This window comes from Conexibacter stalactiti (assembly GCF_033542075.1).
GTDB lineage: Bacteria > Actinomycetota > Thermoleophilia > Solirubrobacterales > Solirubrobacteraceae > Conexibacter > Conexibacter stalactiti.
Genome location: NZ_JAWSTH010000032.1, coordinates 36,800 through 58,278, shown reverse-complemented (window position 1 = coordinate 58,278; position 21,479 = coordinate 36,800). Strand labels below are relative to the sequence as shown.

Here is a 21,479-nt window from a genome sequence, read left to right as displayed (position 1 = left end):
GGGCCGGCGCGACGCTGCGGCTCGGCAACGCGCTCGGCGCGGGCGCCGCCGGGCTCGCCGCCGACGCCGCCGACGCGCGCGTCGCGCTGCTGGTCGCCGTCGCCGGCGCGGCGCTCGCGTACGTCGCGCTGCGCTCGGACGCGATCAAGACCCAGTCGGTCTCGGCGCTTGCAGCGATCGGTGTTGCCCGCCCCCGGCGCGCCCTGTTGCCTGGAGGGCATGACACGACTTCGCATCCTCATCGTCCTCTGCGCGATCTCGGCGAGCCTGCTGGCGCCGGGGCTCGCGACCGCTGAGACCCAGCGCCCCGACCTCGCCAGGCACTTCGCGGCGGCCGGCACGAGCGGCACGATGGTCGTTCACCGCTCCGGTCCCCGCCCCCAGACGATCGTCGTCGGCGACCGCCGCAGCCGCACCCGCTACCTGCCCTCCTCGACGTTCAAGATCCCCAACTCGCTGCTCGCGATCGACCGCGGCGTCGCCTCCGGCGCCGAGCAGCCGTTCCCGGGGCCCAACCCCAACTACCTCGTCGCAGGCAGACCGTTCCTGCCGGTGACGTGCGAGGGCGACCTCACGCTCGCGACCGCCTTCGCCAACTCCTGCATCCCGATCTATCAGCAGCTCGCGCGCGAGATCGGCCGGCCCGCGTATCGCACCGCGCTGCGTGCGATGGACTACGGCAACGAGCGCGTCGACGGCGCGCCACTCGACGCCTTCTGGCTGGAGGGACCGCTGGGGATCTCCGCCCGCGAGCAGGTCGACTTCCTCGAGCGCCTGCGCCGCGGGGCGCTGCCCGTCTCGCGCCGCGCGATCGCCGAGGTTCGCCGCATGATGGTGGTCGAGCGCAACGGCGACACGGTCGTGCGCGGCAAGACCGGCTACGTCTTCTCGACCGATCCGGCCGTCGGCTGGTGGGTCGGCTCGGTGACGCGCGGCGGGAGCGAGTGGACCTTCGCGCTCAACCTCGACATGACGAGACCGGAGCACGCCGCGCAGCGGGTGCCGATCGCACGCGCGATCCTGCACGACCTCGGCGCGCTGCCGAACGGGTAGATGCGCGCTCGCCGCCCGGCGTCGCGACGCCCGCGACCGGAGCGTCGCCGCCCGGCGGCCCGCCTCGCCGTGCTCGCCCTGCTCGCCGTGACCGCTGCCGTTGCCGTCGTCGTGAACGTCGCGGACCCGTCGCAGCAGCCCGGCGACGGCGCGGTCGGCCTGGCGCGGCCGAGCGCCCCGGCCGGCTTCCGCTACGAGTCCGGTCAGCTCAACGAGGGTCCGCTGAGGCTGCGGCGCGTCTCGTTCGCGACGGCCGACGGCCGCGCGACGGGAATGCTCGCCGTCCCGCCGGGCAGACGCGCGCCGATGCCCGCCGTCGTCTATCTGCACGGCCTCGGCGGCGACAGCGCCGACTTCGCGCCGGAGGCGATCTTCGCGGCCGCCAAGGGCGTCGTCGCGCTGTCGCTCGACTCGGCCGACGTCGGCGCTCCGCCGCTGCCGGAGATCGGTATCGGCCCGATCGCTGAGGACGCCCGGCGGCGCGCGGCGACGATCGAGCGCGTCCGCGCCGGTGTCGCGGCGATCGCGGCGCGGCGCGACGTCGACGCCGAGCGGATCGCGTTCGTCGGCTTCAGCAGAGGCGCGGCCGTCGGCGCGCTCGCGGCCGCGCGGATCGACGGGCTCGCCGCCGAGGTCTACGTCTCCGGCGCCGCCGGTCGCGCCACCTGGCCGCACGCCTTCGACCGGCTCGGCAGCGCCGACCGCGACCGCGCGCAGCAGCTGATCGCGCGCTTCGATCCGGCGCGCGCGCTGGCCTCGACGCCGGCGCGCCCGCGGCTCGTGCAGTACGGCACCGCCGACGAGGTTGTCCCGCGGCAGGCGCTGAGGGCCTTCGCCGCCGCGCTGCCGCAGCCGAAGCGGGTGACGGTGGTCAGCGCCGGCAGGCACGCGCTCGGCGTCGCCGAGCTGTACGCCCGGCTGCAGTGGCTCGATCGCGAGCTGCGCGTCGCCGGCCCGCCGGTGCAGGGAGCGCCGGTGCTGCGACGGCGGTAGCGCCCGCTCCCCCTCTCGCGGCTAAGAGGTGACACCGTCGAGCCACGCCTCGACCGTCGCCGCGTCGCCGTCGTCGTCGCGCAGGCCGATGTAGCGATCGGGGCGCACCGCCAGCACGGTGACGCCGGTGACGCCGAGCTGCGCGGCGACCGCGTGGTCCAGTGTGCCGGCTCCGCCGCCCGCGCGCACGCTGAAGCCGACGACCGCGTCGACGGCTGGCCGCGGTCGCGCGGCCAGCCGTGTGACCAGCTCCCCGACACGGCCGGGATCGGCATCCGGACCGCCGAGGACGATCAGCGTCAGACCCCGCTGGTGGGTCAGTTCATGCAGCGGCAACGGTTCGCCGTCGAGCGGCTTGACCGGCACCGTGTCCGGAAGCCGTCTGCCCGGCGCCAGCGCCGCTCCTTCCCCCGCGACGATCCGCGAACGCGGATACTGCCGGTCGATCTCGGCGGCCGAGGCCGCCTCGTGATGCGCGCTGTCGGGATCGCCGAACGTCTCGCGGATCGACGCGTCGCGCTCGGCACGGTCGGCCGCGGCGGTCAGCGCGTGCGCGACCTCGACGTCAGCGCCGGAGGCGACGATGCGCTCGGCGACCGGCCGCCGCTCGGACTCGTAGGTGTCGAGCAGGCCGGCGCCGGCCTCGCCGCGGCAGACGAGCGCGAGTTTCCAGCCGAGGTTGAAGGCGTCCTGGAGGCCGGTGTTCATCCCGTGGCCCTCCGCCGGGGTGCAGGCGTGCGCGGCGTCGCCGGCGAGCAGCAGGCGCCCGGAGCGATAGCGGGCGGCGACGCGCGAGTGGCAGCGGAACCGCACCGGGTGCTCGATCGCGGTGAACGTGACGCCTGGCTTGTAGCGCCGCACCAGCTCCTGCGCCTCCGCGACGAGGTCGCTCGCGTCGGAGGTCGGCCGCATGTAGACCCGCCAGCGCCGCCCGGGCAGCGGCGTGAGGATCACCGGCGGCGTGTCGAGGAGCGGGAAGACGACGTCGTGGTCGTCATCCCACCCCTCGGCGGTCGCGTCGAAGACCGCCCATTGCACGTCGATGTCGGCGCCCGGGAACGGGATCCCGGCCGCCTCGCGGACGACGCTGTGGATCCCGTCGCAGCCGACGACCCAGCGCGCGAGCACCTCGCGGCGCTCGTCGCCGGACTCCAGCGTCGCCGTCACCGCGTCGTCCGCCGCCGAAAGCCCGACCAGCCGCGTCGCGCGCGTGACAGCACCGCCCCGAGCGTGGAGGAAATCGGTCAGGACCGCCTCGGTGACCTCCTCGGAGATCCCGATGTCGAAGCCGTAACGGCTTCCGCTCGCGCCGAAGTCCAGCTCGCCGAGCACGTCGCCGTCGGAGTGGAAGCGCGCCGCGCGGGTTCGCACGCCCTCGGCGAGCAGCCGCCGCTCGATCCCGAGCGCCTCGAGGATCTCCATCGAGCGCGCGTGAACGACCGTCGCGCGATCCCAGCCGCGCGGCGCGTCGAGCGCGTCGACGAGCAGGCACGGCACGTCCCGCCGCTGCAGCTCCGCCGCCAGCAGCAGCCCCGTCGGTCCTGCCCCGACGACCAGCACGTCGACGTTCTCCACGCTCATCGGCGAGAGGCTACGCGACGGCGGACGCCTCAGCGCGTCACCAGCTCGCCGCCCCGTGCCGGTCGACGAACGTGCCGGTCGGGCCGTCGGGGCCGACCTGGGCCATCTGCACGATCGCGTCGGTGCCCTGCTCGACGGTCTGGGGGCCGCTGTGGCCGTTGAGGTCGGTCGCCGTGTAGCCGGGGTCGACGGCGTTGACGCGGAAGCCCGGGAGCGCCTTCGCGTACTGCGTCGTGATCATGTTGACCGCCGACTTCGACGCGGTGTAGCCGAGCGTCACGACCCTCGACTCGATCCGCTCCGGGTCGCTGGTGGCGTCGAACGAGCCGAGGCCGCTGGAGACGTTGACGATCACGGGCGCGGCCGAGCGCTCCAGCAGCGGCAGGAAGGCGCGCGTGACGCGCACGATCCCGATCACGTTGGTCGCGAGCACGACCTCCACGTCGTCGCCGCTCTCCTCGCGCGGTCCGCGCCCGGGGCCGGCGATCCCGGCGTTGTTGACGAGCACGTCGAGGCCGCCGTGCGCGGCGACCTCCTCCGCCGCGGCGGCGACGCTCGCCTCGTCGGTGACGTCGAGCGCGACGAAGCGCGCGCCGAGCTGGTCGGCCGCCTCGCGGCCGCGGCCGGGGTCGCGGGCGCCGATCCAGACGTCGTGGCCGGCGGCGATCAGCCGGCGGGCGGCTTCGCGGCCGAGGCCCTTGTTGGCTCCGGTGATGAGTGTGGTTGGCATGCGATCCAGCTTGCGACGGCGACGCCGCTTTCATAAGTGGTCTCCGCTGCCTAGGACTCGCAGGGCGACGATCGCCGATGCGCGAGCGGGCATGATCATGGTCATGACGACGCGCACCGACGACGAGCTGGCCGGCTGCCTGCGCTCGTGGCGCGACCGGCTGCGGCCGGCCGACGCCGGTCTGCCCGCCGGTGGCCGGCGGCGCGCGAGCGGCCTGCGCCGCGAGGAGGTCGCGGCGCTCGCCGGGCTGTCGGTCGACTACCTCGCGCGACTGGAGCAGGGCCGCGCCAGCAGCCCGTCGCCGTCGGTGCTGGCGCCGCTGGCGCGCGCGCTGCGGCTCAGTGACGCCGAGCGCGACCACCTCTACCGCGCCGCCGGTCACGTGCCGCCGGGATCGGGCCGCGTCGACCGGCACATCACGCCGGGCGTCCAGCGCGTGCTCGACCGCCTCGCGGACGTGCCGGTGCTGGTGATCGACGCGGCCTGGCAGGTCGTCGCGATCAACGCGATGGGCGCCGCGCTGCTCGGCGACTTCAGCGGCGAGGCGGCGGGCGGCGCGCGCGAGAACAACATCGCGTGGCGGCAGTTCGCCGGCCTGCCGTCGCGGGTCGCCCACGACGCGGCCGGCAGCGCCGCCTTCGAGCGCGAGATCGTCGGCGACCTGCGCGACGCGCGCGGCCGCTTCCCCGACGACGAGCGCCTGCGCGAGCTGATCGAGCAGCTGCGCGCCTCCGTCCCCCGCTTCGCCGAGCTGTGGGAGCGGCGCGAGGTGCGCGAGCGCAGCGGGGCGACGAAGCGGATCGTCCACCCCGTCGCCGGCCCGCTGACGCTCGACTGCGACATCCTCACGACGCGCGACAGCGACCTGCGGCTCGTCGTCTACAGCGCCGCGCCGGGCACGCCGGACGCGCAGGCGCTGGCGCTGCTCGGCGCCGTCGGGCTGCAGTCGTTCGACGGCTGACGCTGGCGGCGCGGTCGGCCCGCCGCGTGCGCCGGCCGCTACCCCCGCCCCGCCGTGCTCTCGCGCACGACCAGCTCGAACGGCGCCTCCAGCTCGCGCGCCGGCTGGTCGCCGTCGCCGTCGATGCGGGCCGTCAGCGAGTCGAGCGCGAGGCGGGCGATGCGCTCCTTGTCGGGCGCGATCGTCGTCAGCGTCGGCGTGCTGTAGCGGCCGTCCTCGACGTCGTCGAAGCCGACGATCGCGACGTCCTCGGGAACGCGCAGACCGCGCGAGAGCGCGACCCGCAGCGCGCCGAGCGCGACGAGGTCGTTGAAGGCGAAGACGGCGTCCGGCGGCTGCTCCAGGTCCAGCAGCTGCTCCATCGCGCGCGCCCCGTGCTCGCGGTGAAAGCGCGGGACGGGCACGATCAGCCGCTGGTCGGGCGCGATCCCGGCCTCCTGCAGCGCGGTCACGAAGCCGCGCGTGCGCAGTTGCGCGGTCTCGCCGTGCTCATAGGGCTGATCGCCGATTGCGGCGATGCGGCGGCGACCGAGCGCGAGCAGGTGCTCGGTCGCGGCGCGCGCGGCGGCGACGTTGTCGATCCAGACGTGGTCGACCGGGCCGCCTGAGATGTGCTCGCCGAGCAGCACGAGCGGCGTGCGGTCGCGGCGCTCGGCCAGCTCCTCGCGCGAGAGGCCGAGCGGGCTGAGGATCAGCCCGTCGAGCAGCAGCGCGCGGTCGCCGTCGAGCGCGAACCGCTCGCGCTCGGGGTCACCGTCGGTCTGGTCGATGATCACCGTCAGCGAGCGCTCGGCCGCGGCGCCGATCACGTGGCGGGCCAGCTCGGCGAAGTACGGCACGTCCAGCTCGGGCACGACGAGCGCGATGATCCCCGACGCCCCGCGGCGCAGATGACGCGCCGACAGGTTCGGCCGGTAGCCCAGCTCCTCCAGCGCCGCCTCGACCCGCGTGCGCGTCTCCGGCGTGATGTGGGCGTAGCCGTTGACGACGTTGGAGACGGTCTTGATCGAGACGCCGGCGCGCGCGGCGACGTCCTTCAAGGTCACCTTGCCGTTGCCGCGCCGGCCGGCTGCGCCTGCCCCGTCCGCCTGCTCCGCGGCAGCGCCGCTCGCTCTCTCTTCCCTCTTCACGGCGCCCACTCTACAACGATGTACAAATCTCTGCCGCAGATCTTTACAACGATGTAGAAGCTGTGTTACAACCTTGCCCGTCACCCGACCGCGGCGGCCGCCGGACGTTCCCCCAGGCCGACCCGCGTCGAACATCGAGGAGGAGACCGGATGCTCGACCACGAGAGGGTTCGCGACGACGCGAGCCCCGCTGACCCCTGCGCGCCACGCGACCTCCCCGTCGCTCCCCGCACGCGCCGCACCTTCCTGCGCGAAGCCGCCGGCTTCGGCACGCTCGCGCTCTCGAGCAGCTTCCTGACGGCCTGCGGCCTCGGCGGCGACAGCGGCGGCGAGGCGCTGACCTCGACGGTCGCCAGAGCGCAGGCGAGAGGCGAGGTCGTCATCTGGGATCGCACCGGCGACCTCTACAGAGTCTTCGACGCGCTGATCCCGTCGTTCAACGCGAAGTACCCGGACGTGAAGGTGAGACACGTCGCCGTCGACATCGCGACGAGACTGCCGCCGACGCTCGCCTCCGGCGCGGGCCTCCCCGACGGCGCCTTCCTCGACGACGTGCAGGTCCCGGGCCAGGCGCTCCACCTGACCGACGTCGGCAAGCTGCTCTCCCCCTACACCGACAGAATCGTCAGATACAAGGTCGACGTGAACACCGTCGAGGGCCGCATCGTCGGCATCCCGTGGGACCTCGACCCCGGCCTCCTCTACTACCGCGAGGACCTGCTCGACAGAGCGGGCGTCGATCCCGCCGGGATCGCCAGCTACGACGACCTGACCGAGGCGGCGCACACGCTCAGAGCGAGACTCGGCAACGACGTCAGACCGCTGCACCTCGAGCGCGACCCGTTCCTCGGCCAGCTGTGGGTCGAGATGCTCGCCAACCAGCAGGGCACGAGCATGGCCGACGCCGACGGCAGGCTGCAGCTCGAGTCCGAGCCGTACCAGCGGATCATGCAGTGGATCAAGACGATCGTCGACGAGGGCCTCGGCACGCACGCCAACTACCTCCAGCCGACCGACGTGCAGACGCTCGACAACGGCCGCCAGATCCTCGTCCCGTGGGCGATGTGGTGGATCTTCGCGCCGCAGTCGCTGCTGAGAAGAACGAGCGGCAGGTGGCGCGCGCAGGAGCTGCCGGCGTGGACGTCGGGCGGCGCCCGCAGCGGCGTGATGGGCGGCGGCTCGTTCATCATCCCGGCGAAGGCGAGATCGCCTGAGCTGGCGTGGCTCTGGTACGAGCACCTGCTGTTCGACGCGCAGGGCTACAGAACCGTCTACGGCCCCAGCCCGACCTACCCGAGAGGGCTCAACACCTCGGTCCCCTCCTACCTGCCGGCGCTCGACGGGCCGCCGCTGTTCGAGCCGGTCGCCGCGCTCGGCGACCAGGACATCTGGAAGACCGACGTCGCCGCCGCCAAGCAGGTCCCCGGCAACTACTCGATCCCGAGCTGGTGGGCCGAGGCGGTCAGATACTTCGGCGCGAACATCCAGCAGCTGATGGACGGCCGCATGGAGCCCGACGAGGTGCTCGCGGTCTCGACCGAGCAGATCCAGAAGAACCTCGTGGATCGCCGCCGCTGACGCATGTCGACCTCCGCCTCACCCGTTCGGCGCGACGCGCGCTGGGCGTACCTCTTCATCGCGCCGTTCTTCCTCGTCTTCGCGGCCTTCGGGCTCTACCCGCTCGGCTACGCGCTGCTGCTCAGCTTCACCGACTGGCACGGCGCGGGCGTCGCGAACTGGATCGGCTTCGACAACTACACCTATCTGCTCGGCAGCGGCGAGTTCTGGGCGTCGCTGGGACGCTCCGGCGTGATCTGGCTGCTCGTCGTGCCGGCGCAGGCGGTGCTGTCGCTCGTGCTGGCCGTGCTGCTGTCGCGGCCGGACCTGCGCGGTCGCGGCCTCTTCCGCACGGCCTTCATCGTGCCGTTCGTCACGCCGCTGATCGCGATGGCCGAGATCTGGATCGTCATGTACGACGAGGACTTCGGCCTCGTCAACGCGGTGCTCGGCTTCTTCGGCCTGCCGGACGTCGGCTGGCTGACGACGACGGCGTGGGCGAAGCCGACGCTCGCGCTGCTGGTGCTGTGGAAGACGACGGGCTTCGCGATCATCCTGATGCTCGCCGGCCTGCAGGCGATCGGCCGCGAGGTCTACGAGGCGGCGGAGATCGACGGCGCCGGCGCGTGGACGAAGTTCTGGCGCATCACGGTCCCGCTGATGCGGCGGACGATCGCCTTCTACGTCGTGACGATGACGCTGATCGTCTTCCAGATGTTCGCCGAGCCGTACGTCGTCACCAGAGGCGGCCCGTACAACTCGACGACGACCGCCGGCCTCTATCTCTACGACAACATCAGAAGCTCGGACTTCGGCACCGGGGCGGCGAACTCGTTCCTGCTCGTGCTGCTCGTCTTCGGCCTGTCGCTGCTGGCCGTCCGGCTCCTGCGCTCCAAGGAGGGCACCCGATGACCGCGCTGCTGGCAACCCGCGCCCGGCGCGGCGGCGTGTACGTCGCGCTCACGATCGCGGCGGCGGTGTTCGTCTTCCCGCTCGTGTGGATGCTGATGTCGTCGCTGAAGCCGGCCGACGAGATCATCACGGCGCCGTTCGCGTTCGACCCGGGCGCGATCACGTTCGACAACTTCCGCACCGCCTTCGACGAGGTTCCGCTCGTCGACGGCTTCCGCACGACCGCGATCGTGCTGCTGATCAGAGGCGGGTTGACGATGCTGTTCTGCCCGCTCGCCGGCTTCGCCTTCGCGAAGCTCGACTTCCGCGGCAGAAACGTCCTCTTCGGCTTCATCCTGCTGACGCTGATGCTGCCGACGCTGGTGCTGATCGTCCCGCTGCTGCTGGAGATGAGCGAGCTGGGCTGGGTCAACAGCTACCAGGCGCTGATCCTGCCGGGCGCGATCGACGCCTTCGCGATCTTCTGGATGCGCCAGACGATCTCGGCGATCCCCGACGAGCTGCTCGACGCCGGCCGGATCGACGGCTGCAACCCGTTCCAGCTCTTCTCACGGATCGTGCTGCCGGTGATCAAGCCGGCGCTCGCGGCGCTCGCCGTGCTGACGTTCCTCAACATCTACAACGACTTCGTCTGGCCGGTCGTCGCCGTCGGCGGCGGCGACAAGCAGACGCTGCAGGTCGTGCTCTCCGCGCTCGCGACACAGGTCAACGCGAGCCAGCTCGGCACCAACTACTGGGGCCAGCTCGTCGCGACCAGCACGCTCGCGACGCTGCCCGTGCTGCTCCTCTTCGTCGTCCTGCAGCGCCAGTTCATGCAGGGCCTCCTCGCCGGCAGCGTCAAGGGCTGACCTGCCTCCCATCCATCCGCAAGCGAAGTGACTGACTCCACCATGACGACTTCCTCCACGGCCGCGCAGCCGCGGCTCGACTACCCCCGTCCCGACTTCGACCGCTCGCAGCGCTGGGCCTCGCTCGACGGCAGCTGGCGCTTCGCCGCCGACCCCGACGACCACGGCCGCGCCGCCGGCTGGGCGAACGGCGCGGCGGCGTGGGACGGCGCCGAGACGGGCGAGATCGTCGTCCCCTCCTGCTGGGAGAGCGCCGCCTCCGGCGTCGGGCGCGAATGGCTGCCCGTCGGCTGGTACGCGCGCACGCTGCAGCGGCCGGCGTCGTGGCCGGCGCACGAGCGCACGATCGTCCGCTTCGGGGCGGTCCATCACGCCGCGTCGGTGTGGTGCGGCGGCGTCCTGGCGGGCGAGCACGTCGGCGGCTCGGTGCCGTTCGAGCTGGACGTGAGCGAGCTGCTCGGCGCGGACGGCGCGGCCGAGCTGGTCGTGCGCGTCGAGGCGCCGCTCGACAAGGGCGCGATCGCGCACGGCAAGCAGCGCAGCCGTCCGGCGGACCCGTACGACTCGTGCGCCTTCACGGCGTCGAGTGGGATCTGGCAGTCGGTCTGGCTGGAGTCACGCCCAGCGACCCACGTCGCGCACGTCGCCCTGCGGCCGGACGCGCAGCTCGGCGGCTTCGACGTGACGGTCGAGCTGGCCGGGCCGGCGCTCGCTGAGGCGACGCTGACGCTCGCGTTGTCCGGCGCCGACGACCAGGCCGCAGTGACGCTGCCGGCCGCGGGCGCGGCGCGCGTCGAGGCGCACCTGCCGATCGCGGACCCGCGCCTGTGGTCGCCGGACGATCCGCACCTCTACCGCGTCGAGGCGCGCCTCTCCAGCGTGGACGGCGAGGATCGCGTCACCGTCCACGGCGGCCTGCGGCGGATCGAGGTCGACGGCGAGCGGCTGCTGCTCAACGGCGGGCAGCTGTACGTGCGCGGCGTGCTCGACCAGGGCTACTGGCCCGACAGCGGGCTGACGCCGCCGAACGCCGAGGCGCTGCGCCGCGACCTCGAGCTGGCGCGCGCCGCCGGCTTCAACCTCGTCCGCAAGCACATCAAGCTCGAGGATCCGCGCTGGCTGCACATGGCCGACCAGATGGGAATGCTCGTGTGGGCGGAGCCGCCCTGCACGAGCCGCTGGTCGGAGGATGGCGCGGCCGCCTTCGAGGCCCAGATCGAGCCGATGGTGCGGCGTGACGGCAACCACCCTTCGATCGTGATCTGGGGCCTCTACAACGAGGAGTGGGGACTCGACTGGGACGTCGCCGGCGACCCGGCCAAGCAGGAGGCGGTCCGCCGCGCGCGGCGGCAGCTGCTTGCGTTCGACGACACGCGGCCGGTCGTCGACGACTCCGGCTGGGCGCATGTCGAGACCGACCTCGTCGACTGGCACCGTTACGAGGAGTCGGTCGCCGGCTGGCGCGCCCACGTCGCCGGCATCGCCGACGGCAGCGCGACGAGCTTCCCTGTCAACCTCGGCCCCGACCACGTGCAGGAGATGCACCTCGGCGTGCCCGGCGCCAGACTCGACGGCCTGCCGCTGCTCAACAGCGAGTTCGGCGGCGGCGAGTTCGACCCCGCCGGGCGCGGCTGGCACCTGCGCTGGCAGACGCAGGAGCTGCGCCGCCACGACCGCCTCGCGGGCTACGTCTACACGGAGCTGTGCGACGTCGAGCACGAGCTGGCCGGCGTCTACGACGAGCGGCGGCGGCTGAAGCCGGCGCTCGATTGCGACCTGCCGCAGGTGCTCGGGGCGACGACGTTGGTGATCGACCTCGACCCCCTCCGCCCCGGGCTCGACGTCGAGACCGCCGACGGCGCCGTCCGCTTCCCCGTCGCGCTCTCCCATCACGGGACGGCGGAGCTGGCGGGCGAGCTGCGCTGGGGTTGGGAAGGCGTGGACGCGGGCGCGGGCGCCGTGCCGATCGCCGCGCAGCCGTTCCGCCTCGGCGCGCCGGTCGAGGTCGCGGCGCGGCTGCCCGACGGTGTCGAGCGCGGCCGGCTGCTGCTGCGCGTGATCGACGGCGACGGGCACGAGCGCACCGGCGCCTTCGTCGACGTCGGCCGCGATGCCTGAGCCGGGTAAGGTGGCCGCCGTGAGCGGCGGCGCGAGATGACGGAGGCGAAGCGCGCGGCGCTGCGTGCGCTGCTGGAGCGACACGGCCTCGACGCGCTCGTGCTGAGCGACGCGGCGAACGTGGGCTGGTGGCTCGACGGTGTCCGCACGCACGTCGCGCAGCTCGCCGACGGCGGCGAGGCGATCGTCGTCGTGCGCCGCGACGGCGAGGAGCTGCGCACGAGCGAGAGCGAGGCCCCGCGCCTGCGCGAGGAGGCGTTCGCGCACGCACCCCACATAACGGTCCTCGGCTGGTGGGAATCGCTCATGCCGTCGTTCGATGCCGAGGAGCGCGTCGGCAGTGACCGGCCGGACGCGGTCGCCGCTGCGCAGCCCGCGCACGGAGCCGTCGCCGACCTCTCCGCCGACCTCGCCACCCTGCGCGCGCCGCTCTCGGACGCCGAGCAGGACCGTCTGCGCGCGCTCGGCGGCGACGCTGCGACCGCGCTGACGGCGGCGCTGGAGCGGGCGCGCGACGACGAAACGGAGCACGCGCTGGCCGGTCGCACCACCGGCCTGCTGCTGGAGCGCGCGATCGAGCCGCTCTGCCTGCTCGTCGCCAGCGGCGAGCGGCTGCCGCGCTTCCGCCATCCGATCCCGACGGCCGCGCCGCTCGGCGAGCGTGCGCTGGTCGTCGTCTGCGGCCGCCGCGACGGGCTGGTCGTCTCGCTGTCGCGGATCCGCGCCTTCGCGCGACCGGCGCCGCGGCAGCAGGACGCCTACCGCGCGCTGCTGGAAGTCGAAGCGGCGCTGCTGGCCGGCACGCGTGCCGGCGCCCGCCTCGGCGACGTCGCGCAGGCCGGGCGCGACGCGTACGGCGCCAACGGCCTGCCGGCCGACGAGTGGCGCCGCCATCACCAGGGCGGCCCGTGCGGCTACACGCTGCGCGACAAGCTCGCGACACCGGCCGACGACGACGTGATCGCCGCCGGCCAGGCCTTCGCCTGGAACCCGACCGGCGGCGGCTGGAAGGTCGAGGACACGGTCGTTGCGCGCACCGCTGCCTCGCCAGAGGTGATGACCGCCGACCCGGCGTGGCCGACGGTCGAGGTCGGCGGTCTCGAGCGTCCGGACGTGCTGGTCGTCTAACGCCGCGTCGCGCGCGTCGCGTCGGCCGCGCTCACACCACCACCCGCTGGATGAACGTCTGCGCCTTGGCGCCCGCGACGGTGACCGTGATCCGCACCGTCAGCGTCGCTCTTCTGCGCAGCTTCGCGAATCTGCCGCCGAGCTTGCGCGCCGGTCTGACGATGACCGACGCGTTGCCGGCGGCCTTCAGTCTGCGCGTCCCGCGCGCGAGCACGCGCGCGCCTCTCAGCTTCAGCGCGCGGCCGGTCGCTCTGTCGGCGACGACCGTCACCGAGACCGTGCACGCGGCCGAGCAGGCGTAGCTGGTCCGCACGCCGCGCTTGGCGAGTTGCGCGCGCGTCCCGGGCGCGGCCACCGTCGGTCTGACCGTTCTGACGGGCAGCGGCTCGACTCTTCTCTCGACCGGCACGGGCGGGTCGACTCTTCTCTCGATCGGGACCGGCGGGACCTCGCGCGGGCCGGGGTTGACCGGCGCCGGGCCCCAGTCGGGCTCGGTCGCGCCGGCGATCAGCAGGCGCGGCTGGCCGACGCACGTGCCGGCCTGGTCCATCGTCCAGAGGCCGTCGGGCTCGGTCCAGACGAGCGCCATGCCGTCGGGCGCCCAGCTCGGGCCGGACAGCGCCGGGACGCCCTCGAAGATGCATCTCGCGGTCGCGGTCGCGGCCGGTCTGCCGGTCAGCACGTCGCCGACGGTGTCGTAGGCGACGATCGACGGTCTGTTGCTGACCGTTCGCACGAGCGCGATGCGCGTCCCCTGGCGGTTGACCTCCGGATCGCTGAGGTCGCCCTGGTTGTCGTTGAGCCAGTTGTCCTCCAGCCCCTGCCCCTGGTCGTGCAGGTTGACGTGATGGCCATAGCCGCCGGAGGTCAGCAGCCGCGTGTTGGTGACCCACGATGGATAGCCGTTGTACAGGTTGCCGACGAGTCTGTTGCCGGCGGCGTCGACGAAGCCGGTCGTCGTGCGGGTCTGGTCCGATCCGCCGCCTTCGAAGGAGATGAACATGTAAGCGATGCGGCCGCCGTCCGGCGAGATCGCGACCTGGTCGGGCGAGCCGTCGACGAGATGCGAGTAGGTGTTCGTCAGACCCGGCGGGTCGATCTCGCGGATCACGCTGCCGTTCTGCCGCAGCAGGAAGATCGAGTTGGCGCGGCTGACCGCGATCGTGCCGTCGTCGGCCTGCGATGGCGAGCGGTAGGGCAGCCCCGCGTAGCCGTCGGTCGTGACCTGGTACTGGCCCGAGCCGTCGGGGTTCGTGAGCCAGACGTTGTGATCCTTGAGATAGGCGATCGAGTCGGCTGAGGCCGGCGCCGCGCAGGCGAGCGCGGCGACGATCGAAGCGGCTCCCGCCACCAGTGTTGAGCGCATCGCCACAACGTGCCAGCCGACGTTGGACGCGTCGTCTGTCGTCCGGTCCCACTTCCCCTCACGAACGTGAGAGCGTGGGAAGCCGTTTGCGCGAGGCACGCGAGCCCTTGTACGGTGGCGGGATGGTCGCGCGGATCCTCTGCACGGCGGTCGTGCTGCTGGCGCTCGGTGCCGCGCAGGCGGCCGCGCACGGCACGACCTTCTCGCCCGCCTCGCGCACCTACGTCTGCCGCTACGTCGACAGAACGCCGGCGCCGTGCGCGAACGCATGGCGCAGCAACCCGCAGGCGCTCTATGACTGGATGGCGCTGCTGATCTCCAACGCGAACGGCCGCCATCGCGAGCTGATCCCCGACGGGCAGCTGTGCTCGGCCGGCAGCGCGAAGTACGCGGCGTTCGACCGGCCGTCGGCGCAGTGGCCGGCGACCGGGCTGAGAGCGGGCGAGCAGACGTTCAAGTACGTGCTCAACGCCCCGCACGCGACGCTCTACTACCGCTTCTACCTCACCAAGGACGGCTTCGACCCAGCGCGCGCGCTGCGCTGGGACGACCTCGAGCTGATCCACGACTCCGGCCGTCGCCCGGCCGCGACGATGGAGAGCTTCCGCGTCAACGTGCCCGAGCGCCGCGGCCGCCACATCCTCTACGTCGTCTGGCAGCGCAGCGACAGCCCGGAGGCGTTCTACGCCTGCAGTGACGTCGTCTTCGGCGCCGCCGGGGTGCTCCCCGCGACGCCGCCGATGCCCGACGAGAGCGCCCCGCCCGCCGCGGGCGGCGGTGGTGGCGGGCACACCGGCCACGGCGGCCATGGCGGCGGCAGAGGCGGCGCGCCGCAGCCGGCGAAGCTGACCGCAAAGGGCATCTCGCTGCGGCGCACGATCGACGACGACTGGGGCTCCGGCTACTGCGCGACGGTGACCGTCACCAACCGCTCGAAGCGGGCGCGCGCGTGGAAGGGGACGCTGGCGATGCCGCATCGCGTCGACTCGATATGGGACGCCGTCTCTCACCTCCGCGGCAAGCGGCTGCACGTGCGCGGCAAGAGCTACAACCGCACGCTGCGCCCCGGCGGCGCGACGACGTTCGGCTTCTGCGCGCGCCGCTGAACCAAACGCGCGCACGGACAGTGGCGCCGCTGCCGGCGCCACCGCTCATCTGACGATCCGCAGCGCGACCTTCCGCACGACCGGCACGGTGGAGCCGTCGTTGCCGCTCTCGCATCTCATGCGCGCGACGACCCGCCATCTGCCCGGTCCGGCGTTCGCTCTGCTCGGCCGCCAGCGCCGTCTGAAGCCGCCTCTGACGCCGACGCCGACGGTGCCGATCGGGACGGCGTTCTGGGCCGATTCGAGCGTCAGTCGCACGCGCCGCTCGCAGAACTCGATCACCGGCCAGCCGCGGCCGCTGATCGTGACCACGGCGGATGCTCTGACCGTGTTCGGGCTGGCGGTCACGCTGGGGCCTCTGGCAGCGGCGGCTCCGGCGGGCGCGAGCGCCAGCACGGCGGCGGCCGCTGCGGCGGCGGTGAGCGCGGACGGCGGTGTCGGCTTCATCGGCCGATTCTCCCGCTTGCGGTGCGTCGTCGTCAAACGCGGCGGAGCGGCCGGCCGGCGCGCGGCTCCGCGGCGCGGCTCCGCGGCGCGGCCCCACGTCGCGGCGTTTCCTTCACACGCGCGCACGGGTGGCGCGGTAGCGTTCCTCCCGACCGGCACGGAGCCGGGATCGGCGACGCGCGACCGGCGAGGGATGGCGACTGTGACGAGCATCGGACGTGGACGGATCGGCGGGATCGCGGCGGCGCTGGCACTGTTGGCGGGCGGCGGCAGTGCGGCCAGCGCGCAGGCGGCCGCGCCGACGGGGCTGGTCGCCTTCTCCTCCTGCGAGGAGCTGCTCGGCTACGCGCAGGCGAACGCACCGAGAATCCCGCGCTACGACCCGTCGATGCCGGTCGCCCCGTCACTGCCGATGCCGACCACGGCACCCCCGCCGGCGAGCCCCGACATGGCGGCCGGCGGCGAGGCCCTCTCCGAGGAACCTGACTTCTCCGGCACCAACGTGCAGGAAGAGGGCGTCGACGAGCCCGACACGGTCAAGACCGACGGCCGTCGCATCTTCGCGATCGCGGAGGGTCGCTTCGTCGAGCTGGACGGCCGCTCCGACAGCCCGCGCGTGCTCGGCGGCCTGTCGCTCGAAGGCGAAGACCATCAGCTGCTGCTGCGCAGAGGCCGCGCGATCGTGATCGCGCAGGTCCACGCGTCCGGCCCGCTCGAACCGGTCCCGGCGACGATGGGACCGGCGGCGAGAGCGTCGCTCTCCCCCGCGCCGCGCATGCCCAGCCAGACGCTGCTGACCGAGCTGGACCTCGGCCTGACCGGCAGACCGCGAATCGTCCGCAATCTGCGCGTCGAGGGGATGCTGCGCGCCGCGCGGATGGTCGAGGGCGTCGTGCGGCTGGTCGTCAGCTCGACGCCGCGCGGCCTCGCCGACGAGAGCGCGCGGTCTGAGGTCGGCGACTGGGTGCCGTCCTACCGTGTGCGCAATCGCCGCACCGGGCGCAACGCGCTGCGGCCGGTCGCCGCCTGCTCGCAGATCAGCCATCCGCAGACGTACGACGGCCTCGGCCTGCTGACGGTGATGACGATCGACCTCGACCGAGGGCTGACGCCGGCCGACTCCGACAGCATCCTCGCCGACGTCGACACCGTCTACGGCACGAGCGACGCGCTCTATGTCACCAGCACCCTCCCCAGCTCGACGGAGTCGGCGACGCTCGTGCACAAGTTCGTCACCGGGGCCGACGGGCAGACGACCCACCGCGCCAGCGGCACGATCCCCGGCTCGCTGCTGAGCCAGTGGGCGCTGTCGGAGCAGGAGGGCGTGCTGCGCGCTGCCAGCACCGTCTCGGCGTGGAGCGCGGGCGCCGGCAACACGAGCGAGAGCTTCGTCACGACCTACGCGGAGCGCGACGGCAGACTGGTCGAGCTGGCGCGCGTCGGCGGGCTCGGCCGCGGCGAGCGGATCTACGCCGTCCGCTTCATCGGCGACGTCGGCTACGTCGTGACGTTCCGCCAGGTCGACCCGCTCTACACGCTCGACCTCGCCGACCCGCGCAGACCGCGCCTGCTCGGTGAGCTGAAGATCCCCGGCTACTCGGCCTACCTGCACCCGGTCGGCGAGGACCTGCTGCTCGGCGTCGGCCAGGACGCGACCGAGCAGGGGATGCGCACGGGCGCGCAGGTGTCGCTGTTCGACGTCTCGAACCTGAGCGCGCCGCGCCGGGTCGCGACGGCGCCGCTGTCGGGCTGGGCGTCTGCGGTCGAGCAGGACCATCGCGCCTTCCTCTACTGGCCGCGGACGCGCTTCGCCTTCGTCCCGACCGACGGCAGCTCGCGCGACGGCACGGCCGCCGGCGACGGCGGCGTCGGCTTCCGCATCACGCGCGCCGACGGCCTCAAGCGCGTCGGTGCCGTGCGCCACCCCGACGGGCGCCAGTACGGCGGCGGCGTCGACCGCTCGGTCGTGATGGGCAGACGGCTGCTGACGCTGTTCGACGACGGCATGCTGTCGAGCGACCTCGCGACGCTCGGCGACCCCCGCTGGGTGGCGTTCGGGTAGCTCGCTTGCGCAGTTATGCGCACTTGCGCTAGGGTGCGCGAGCTTGCGCATCTCTGCGCAGGTGCGCATCCAACTCGACGCAAGGGAGCAGCGTGACGCAGATGGTCCTGATCGCCGGCCCGTACCGCTCCGGCACCGGCGACGACCCGGCGCTGATCGCGCGGAACGAGCGCGCGATGCACGAGGTCGCGCTGGAGGTCTTCCGCCGCGGCCATCTCGCCGTCACCGGCGAAGCGCTCGCGCTGCCGCTGATCCGGCTCGAAGATCCCGAGGCGACGCCCGGAACGCCCCGCTTCGACGAGATCTTCCACCCGCTCGCGCGACGCCTCGTCGCGCGCTGTGACGCCGTGCTGCGGATCGGCGGCCCCTCGGCCGGCGCCGACGAGATGGTCGCGCTCGCGCGCGATCACGGCGCCGCCGTCCTGACTGGCCTCGACGAGCTGCCGGAGGTGCGCGGATGAGCACTGCGCAAACGAGCAGAGATGCGCATGTGCGCATTCTGGAGAGCACACTGCTGTGCGACGACTGGTCGGAGCTGCGCCGCACCCACCTGGAGCTGCGCGGCCCAGACGGCTCCTGGACCCCGCAGGTGCGCGAGACCTACGATCGCGGCAACGGCGCGACGATCCTGCTGTACGAGCCGACGGCGCTGACGGTCGTGCTGGTGCGGCAGTTCCGCTACCCCGCCTACGTCAACGGCCACCCTGACGGGATGCTGCTGGAGACACCGGCGGGGCTGCTCGACGGCGACGCCCCGGAGGTCGCGATCCGGCGCGAGGCGGAAGAGGAGACCGGCCTGCGGGTCGGCGCGGTGCGGAGGCTGTTCGAGGTCTTCATGAGCCCCGGGTCGGTGACCGAGCGGGTGGCGTTCTTCGCCGCCCCCTACTCCCCCGCCGACCGCGTCGGCGCGGGCGGCGGCGTCGCCGCTGAGGGTGAGCAGATCGAGGTCGTCGAGCTGCCGCTGGCCGAGGCGCTGCGCGCCGTCGAGCGCGGCGAGATCGTCGACGGCAAGACGATCATGCTGCTGCAGTGGGCCGATCGGGCGCTCGCCGCGCCCGCGCCCACGGCGCCCGTGCTCACCCCGGAGCCGCCACAATGCTGAAGGAGGAGCGCCACCGCCGCATCCTCGAGCTGCTGCGCAACGAGGGCCGCGTGGTCGCCTCCGAGCTGCCGCGGCGGATCGACGTCTCCGGCCACACCGTGCGGCGCGACCTCGCCGAGCTGGCCGCGGAGGGCCATCTCCAGCGTGTCCACGGCGGCGCGGTCGCGCGCTCGCCGGTCGCCGGCACCTACGCCAGCCGCGAGCGTCAGCAGGTCGCGGGCAAGGCGGCCGTCGCGCGCGCGGCGGTGACGCTGCTGCAGCCCGACGCGATCGCGATCGTCGACGGCGGCACGACGGCGCTCGCGCTCGTCGAGGCGATCCCGCTCGACCACCGCGGCACCGTCATCACGCACAGCCCACTGGTCGCCGCCGCGCTCGCGGCGCGGCCAGGCGTCGAGGTCGTGATCGCCGGCGGCACGCTCGACGCGCGTGCGATGGTCGCTGTCGGCGCCCAGACGATCCGCGCCTACGCGGCCGTCACCGCCGACGTCTGCTTCCTCGGCGTCTGGAGCGTCAGCGCCGCGACCGGCATCTCCAGCCGCTACCACGAGGAGGCGGAGGTGCGGCGCGTGATGGTCGAGCGCGCGGACACGGTCGTCGCGCTCGCCTCGGCCGACAAGCTCAACACGGTCGCGCCGTTCCAGAGCGCGCCGGCCACCGCCATCACCCATCTCGCGACCGAGTCGGCCGCGACCGTCCCGGACGAGCCGCTGCGCCCGCTGCGCGAGCTGGGGATCGAGATCGTCCGGCCGCCGCGCTGAGGCGCGCCGGCGCGCCTCAGTCGTTCAGCTCGGCCGCGAGCGCGGTCGCGACGATCGCGTCGAGCGGCAGGCCGATCCCGCTTGCCAGCTTGACCTGCGTCAGCAGCGTCGGGTTGACCTCGCCGCGCTCGATGTTGCCGATGTAGACGGCGCTCAGACCGGAGCGCGCGGCGACCTCTTCGCGCGAGAGGTCGCGCTGTTCGCGCAGGCTCCGTACCGCCCGCCCGAACCGCTCGAGGAGCGGATTGCGATGGGGGCTGTCGAGGCGGCGACGATCGAGCGTGCGCGTGCCCATATGCCGGACCGTATACCCACCTGCGCCGGCTGTCGCCGCATCAACCGCAGTTATGGAGCTTCGGGCGTCTTCGCTGATACCTGATTCCGGCGCGTCGTGATGCTCGTCGCGATCCCGCGGCCTGGGCGCGCGTGCCGCTCGCCGCGCTCCTGGCCGCTTGCGCGCGCTTGCCGCTCTTCGCGCTCTTGACGGTGATCGAACGTGTCGCCGTGGCACCGCCGCCGGCCGCTCTCAGCGTCAGCGCGATCCGCACGCCGCCGGCGCGTCTGATCGCCGCCCGCGCCGCCTTGGAGCCGAACCGCAGCGTGATCCGCTGCGTGCCGCCCTTCGCTCCGGCCCGCACCGTGACGGCCGTTCTCCCGACCGTTCTGCGCCCGGCGGTCGCGGTCGCGCTGCCGCTGCAGCCGCCCGGGCATCTGACGGTGAACGTGACGCTGCGGGCGCCGGGCGCCAGTCTCGCGTCGCCGCGATTGACGACCGGAGCGAACGGTCTCGCCGGCTGCGGAGCGACCACGACCGGCGCTCTCGGCGGCTCCGCCGGGGCCGGCGTCACCGGCGGCGTGACGGGCGCTCTCGGACCGCCGTCGATGCGCGTGAAGCGCAGCTCCTGCGTCCACTGGAAGTCGCAGATCGTCGCCGGGTTCCAGCTGATGCAGAGGCGCGTCTGCGCCGACGGGCGCGATCTCGTCGGCACGATCACCAGCTCGTGGTCGAGCGCGACCTGCGGCAGCGAGAAGGCGCTGTCGAAGTCCATGTCGCCGAGCGGCAGCCCCTCGGCGTCGTTGAGCAGCGTGTTGGCCTCGAACTCGTTGTCCGCGCTGTCGACGCATCTGGTCGTCACGTCGATGCCCCGCAGCGGCCGGAACAGCAGCATCTCCGCGGCCCCGTCGATCGGCACGGCATGCCGGTCCATGTCCCACGACGGGCTGCCCGGGTCGAGGAAGGAGTCGCCGGCGCATCTGCTCCAGGAGACTCTGCCGTCGCTGCCTCTGTCCTCGCTCGCGTAGGTCGCGCTGGCGACGAGCGCCGTCGAGCCGCCGCCGATGTAGGTCAGTCTGCCGTCGGTGAAGGTCAGCTGCGGGACGGAGATGGTCCACGAGAATCTGGCCGTCTCGTCGCGGGTGCTGATCGGTCCGGTCAGATGGGCGCTGTAGCTGCCGCTGCCGGTCGCGTCGAGCCGGAAGGTGGCGGTCTCGCCGGCGGCGCCGGCGGCCGGCGCCAGCAGCGCGAGCGTGGCGACGGCGGCCGCGAGCGCGCCGCGACGGCGCGCGCTGGGAAGGTCGGTGGAGGGCATGGGCACAGCCTCCCGCTGGCGCTCCGCCGCTCCCA

At 73.3% G+C, this 21,479-nt stretch carries 21 protein-coding genes; 14 read left to right on the top strand and 7 right to left on the bottom strand.

All coding sequences use genetic code 11. The annotated features are described in order from the left end of the window. The 3 genes from R7226_RS13835 to R7226_RS13825 all read left to right on the top strand — a co-directional run. The coding region (locus R7226_RS13835; RefSeq protein WP_318597756.1) for a hypothetical protein at positions 1–296 on the top strand (296 nt) is incomplete at its 5' end. Further along, positions 220–1,053, top strand: a complete 834-nt coding sequence (locus R7226_RS13830) for a penicillin-binding transpeptidase domain-containing protein (protein ID WP_318597755.1) — start codon at positions 220–222, stop codon at positions 1,051–1,053. The genes R7226_RS13835 and R7226_RS13830, both read left to right, overlap by 77 nt. A gap of 87 nt (positions 1,054–1,140) precedes the next feature. After that, positions 1,141–2,046, top strand: a complete 906-nt coding sequence (locus R7226_RS13825) for an alpha/beta hydrolase family protein (RefSeq protein WP_318597754.1) — start codon at positions 1,141–1,143, stop codon at positions 2,044–2,046. Between the two features lie 21 nt (positions 2,047–2,067). Here R7226_RS13825 and R7226_RS13820 read toward each other — a convergent pair whose 3' ends face one another. Together R7226_RS13820 and R7226_RS13815 are read right to left on the bottom strand one after the other, a co-directional pair. Next, positions 2,068–3,627: an FAD-dependent monooxygenase gene (locus tag R7226_RS13820; protein WP_318597753.1), complete on the bottom strand. Its 1,560-nt coding sequence runs from the start codon at positions 3,625–3,627 to the stop codon at positions 2,068–2,070. A gap of 37 nt (positions 3,628–3,664) precedes the next feature. Next, entirely contained in the window at positions 3,665–4,357 is a 693-nt protein-coding gene (locus R7226_RS13815) for an SDR family NAD(P)-dependent oxidoreductase (RefSeq protein ID WP_318597752.1), read from the bottom strand. Between the two features lie 103 nt (positions 4,358–4,460). On the opposite strand from R7226_RS13815, the gene R7226_RS13810 reads away from it, so the two are divergent. Continuing rightward, the gene (locus R7226_RS13810; protein ID WP_318597751.1) at positions 4,461–5,318 is read left to right on the top strand and encodes a helix-turn-helix transcriptional regulator; all 858 of its coding nucleotides are present in this window, start codon (positions 4,461–4,463) and stop codon (positions 5,316–5,318) included. Between the two features lie 38 nt (positions 5,319–5,356). Here R7226_RS13810 and R7226_RS13805 read toward each other — a convergent pair whose 3' ends face one another. Continuing rightward, the gene (locus R7226_RS13805; protein ID WP_404827838.1) at positions 5,357–6,364 is read right to left on the bottom strand and encodes a LacI family DNA-binding transcriptional regulator; all 1,008 of its coding nucleotides are present in this window, start codon (positions 6,362–6,364) and stop codon (positions 5,357–5,359) included. Positions 6,365–6,598: 234 nt separating this feature from the next. Here R7226_RS13805 and R7226_RS13800 point away from each other — a divergent pair, with 234 nt between their 5' ends. Genes R7226_RS13800 through R7226_RS13780 form a run of 5 tightly spaced genes read left to right on the top strand, consistent with a single transcriptional unit; the run spans position 6,599 to position 13,011 of the window. Then, on the top strand, positions 6,599–8,026 hold the full coding sequence (locus R7226_RS13800; RefSeq protein ID WP_318597749.1) for an ABC transporter substrate-binding protein: 1,428 nt from the start codon (positions 6,599–6,601) through the stop codon (positions 8,024–8,026). A gap of 3 nt (positions 8,027–8,029) precedes the next feature. Then, positions 8,030–8,917 (top strand): carbohydrate ABC transporter permease, encoded by an 888-nt coding sequence (locus R7226_RS13795; protein ID WP_318597748.1) that lies wholly within the window; start codon positions 8,030–8,032, stop codon positions 8,915–8,917. Then, positions 8,914–9,765, top strand: a complete 852-nt coding sequence (locus R7226_RS13790) for a carbohydrate ABC transporter permease (protein WP_318597747.1) — start codon at positions 8,914–8,916, stop codon at positions 9,763–9,765. Before R7226_RS13795 ends, R7226_RS13790 begins: the two co-directional genes overlap by 4 nt. Before the next feature lie 42 nt (positions 9,766–9,807). Further along, the gene (locus tag R7226_RS13785) at positions 9,808–11,883 is read left to right on the top strand and encodes a sugar-binding domain-containing protein (RefSeq protein WP_318597746.1); all 2,076 of its coding nucleotides are present in this window, start codon (positions 9,808–9,810) and stop codon (positions 11,881–11,883) included. A 36-nt stretch (positions 11,884–11,919) separates the two neighbouring features. Then, positions 11,920–13,011 carry a M24 family metallopeptidase gene (locus R7226_RS13780; RefSeq protein ID WP_318597745.1) on the top strand — a complete coding sequence of 364 codons (1,092 nt, stop codon included), beginning with the start codon at positions 11,920–11,922 and terminating at the stop codon, positions 13,009–13,011. Positions 13,012–13,042: 31 nt separating this feature from the next. Here the strand turns inward: R7226_RS13780 and R7226_RS13775 are convergent, their stop codons facing one another. Then, entirely contained in the window at positions 13,043–14,377 is a 1,335-nt protein-coding gene (locus R7226_RS13775) for a TolB-like translocation protein (RefSeq protein ID WP_318597744.1), read from the bottom strand. Positions 14,378–14,499: 122 nt separating this feature from the next. On the opposite strand from R7226_RS13775, the gene R7226_RS13770 reads away from it, so the two are divergent. Further along, complete coding sequence (locus R7226_RS13770; RefSeq protein ID WP_318597743.1) at positions 14,500–15,483, top strand: lytic polysaccharide monooxygenase; 984 nt, start codon at positions 14,500–14,502, stop codon at positions 15,481–15,483. A 45-nt stretch (positions 15,484–15,528) separates the two neighbouring features. Here the strand turns inward: R7226_RS13770 and R7226_RS13765 are convergent, their stop codons facing one another. Beyond that, entirely contained in the window at positions 15,529–15,930 is a 402-nt protein-coding gene (locus tag R7226_RS13765; protein WP_318597742.1) for a hypothetical protein, read from the bottom strand. 202 nt (positions 15,931–16,132) lie between these two features. On the opposite strand from R7226_RS13765, the gene R7226_RS13760 reads away from it, so the two are divergent. The 4 genes from R7226_RS13760 (at position 16,133) to R7226_RS13745 (ending at position 19,855) form a co-directional block, all read left to right on the top strand. Then, positions 16,133–17,992, top strand: a complete 1,860-nt coding sequence (locus R7226_RS13760; protein WP_318597741.1) for a beta-propeller domain-containing protein — start codon at positions 16,133–16,135, stop codon at positions 17,990–17,992. Positions 17,993–18,093: 101 nt separating this feature from the next. Further along, entirely contained in the window at positions 18,094–18,453 is a 360-nt protein-coding gene (locus tag R7226_RS13755; RefSeq protein ID WP_404827837.1) for a DUF4406 domain-containing protein, read from the top strand. Beyond that, complete coding sequence (locus R7226_RS13750; protein WP_318597739.1) at positions 18,450–19,094, top strand: NUDIX domain-containing protein; 645 nt, start codon at positions 18,450–18,452, stop codon at positions 19,092–19,094. The genes R7226_RS13755 and R7226_RS13750 overlap by 4 nt, the downstream gene beginning before the upstream one ends. After that, positions 19,088–19,855, top strand: coding sequence for a DeoR/GlpR family DNA-binding transcription regulator (locus tag R7226_RS13745; RefSeq protein WP_318597738.1), 768 nt, complete (start codon positions 19,088–19,090; stop codon positions 19,853–19,855). Before R7226_RS13750 ends, R7226_RS13745 begins: the two co-directional genes overlap by 7 nt. 16 nt (positions 19,856–19,871) lie before the next feature. On the opposite strand, the gene R7226_RS13740 is transcribed toward R7226_RS13745, so the two are convergent. After that, positions 19,872–20,150, bottom strand: a complete 279-nt coding sequence (locus R7226_RS13740) for a helix-turn-helix domain-containing protein (RefSeq protein ID WP_318597737.1) — start codon at positions 20,148–20,150, stop codon at positions 19,872–19,874. A gap of 40 nt (positions 20,151–20,190) precedes the next feature. Beyond that, a complete protein-coding gene (locus tag R7226_RS13735; protein WP_318597736.1) occupies positions 20,191–21,444 on the bottom strand; it encodes a hypothetical protein in 1,254 nt (417 codons plus the stop codon). Positions 21,445–21,479: the final 35 nt, after the last annotated feature.

Coding starts and splice junctions, on each gene's coding strand:
- R7226_RS13740 (WP_318597737.1), bottom strand. CDS start 20,150: ATGGGCACGCGCACGCTCGATCGTCGCCGCCTCGACAGCCCCCATCGC.
- R7226_RS13795 (WP_318597748.1), top strand. CDS start 8,030: ATGTCGACCTCCGCCTCACCCGTTCGGCGCGACGCGCGCTGGGCGTAC.
- R7226_RS13745 (WP_318597738.1), top strand. CDS start 19,088: ATGCTGAAGGAGGAGCGCCACCGCCGCATCCTCGAGCTGCTGCGCAAC.
- R7226_RS13815 (WP_318597752.1), bottom strand. CDS start 4,357: ATGCCAACCACACTCATCACCGGAGCCAACAAGGGCCTCGGCCGCGAA.
- R7226_RS13810 (WP_318597751.1), top strand. CDS start 4,461: ATGACGACGCGCACCGACGACGAGCTGGCCGGCTGCCTGCGCTCGTGG.
- R7226_RS13800 (WP_318597749.1), top strand. CDS start 6,599: ATGCTCGACCACGAGAGGGTTCGCGACGACGCGAGCCCCGCTGACCCC.
- R7226_RS13750 (WP_318597739.1), top strand. CDS start 18,450: ATGAGCACTGCGCAAACGAGCAGAGATGCGCATGTGCGCATTCTGGAG.
- R7226_RS13780 (WP_318597745.1), top strand. CDS start 11,920: ATGACGGAGGCGAAGCGCGCGGCGCTGCGTGCGCTGCTGGAGCGACAC.
- R7226_RS13735 (WP_318597736.1), bottom strand. CDS start 21,444: ATGCCCTCCACCGACCTTCCCAGCGCGCGCCGTCGCGGCGCGCTCGCG.
- R7226_RS13830 (WP_318597755.1), top strand. CDS start 220: ATGACACGACTTCGCATCCTCATCGTCCTCTGCGCGATCTCGGCGAGC.
- R7226_RS13755 (WP_404827837.1), top strand. CDS start 18,094: ATGGTCCTGATCGCCGGCCCGTACCGCTCCGGCACCGGCGACGACCCG.
- R7226_RS13790 (WP_318597747.1), top strand. CDS start 8,914: ATGACCGCGCTGCTGGCAACCCGCGCCCGGCGCGGCGGCGTGTACGTC.
- R7226_RS13770 (WP_318597743.1), top strand. CDS start 14,500: ATGGTCGCGCGGATCCTCTGCACGGCGGTCGTGCTGCTGGCGCTCGGT.
- R7226_RS13785 (WP_318597746.1), top strand. CDS start 9,808: ATGACGACTTCCTCCACGGCCGCGCAGCCGCGGCTCGACTACCCCCGT.
- R7226_RS13765 (WP_318597742.1), bottom strand. CDS start 15,930: ATGAAGCCGACACCGCCGTCCGCGCTCACCGCCGCCGCAGCGGCCGCC.
- R7226_RS13775 (WP_318597744.1), bottom strand. CDS start 14,377: ATGCGCTCAACACTGGTGGCGGGAGCCGCTTCGATCGTCGCCGCGCTC.
- R7226_RS13820 (WP_318597753.1), bottom strand. CDS start 3,627: ATGAGCGTGGAGAACGTCGACGTGCTGGTCGTCGGGGCAGGACCGACG.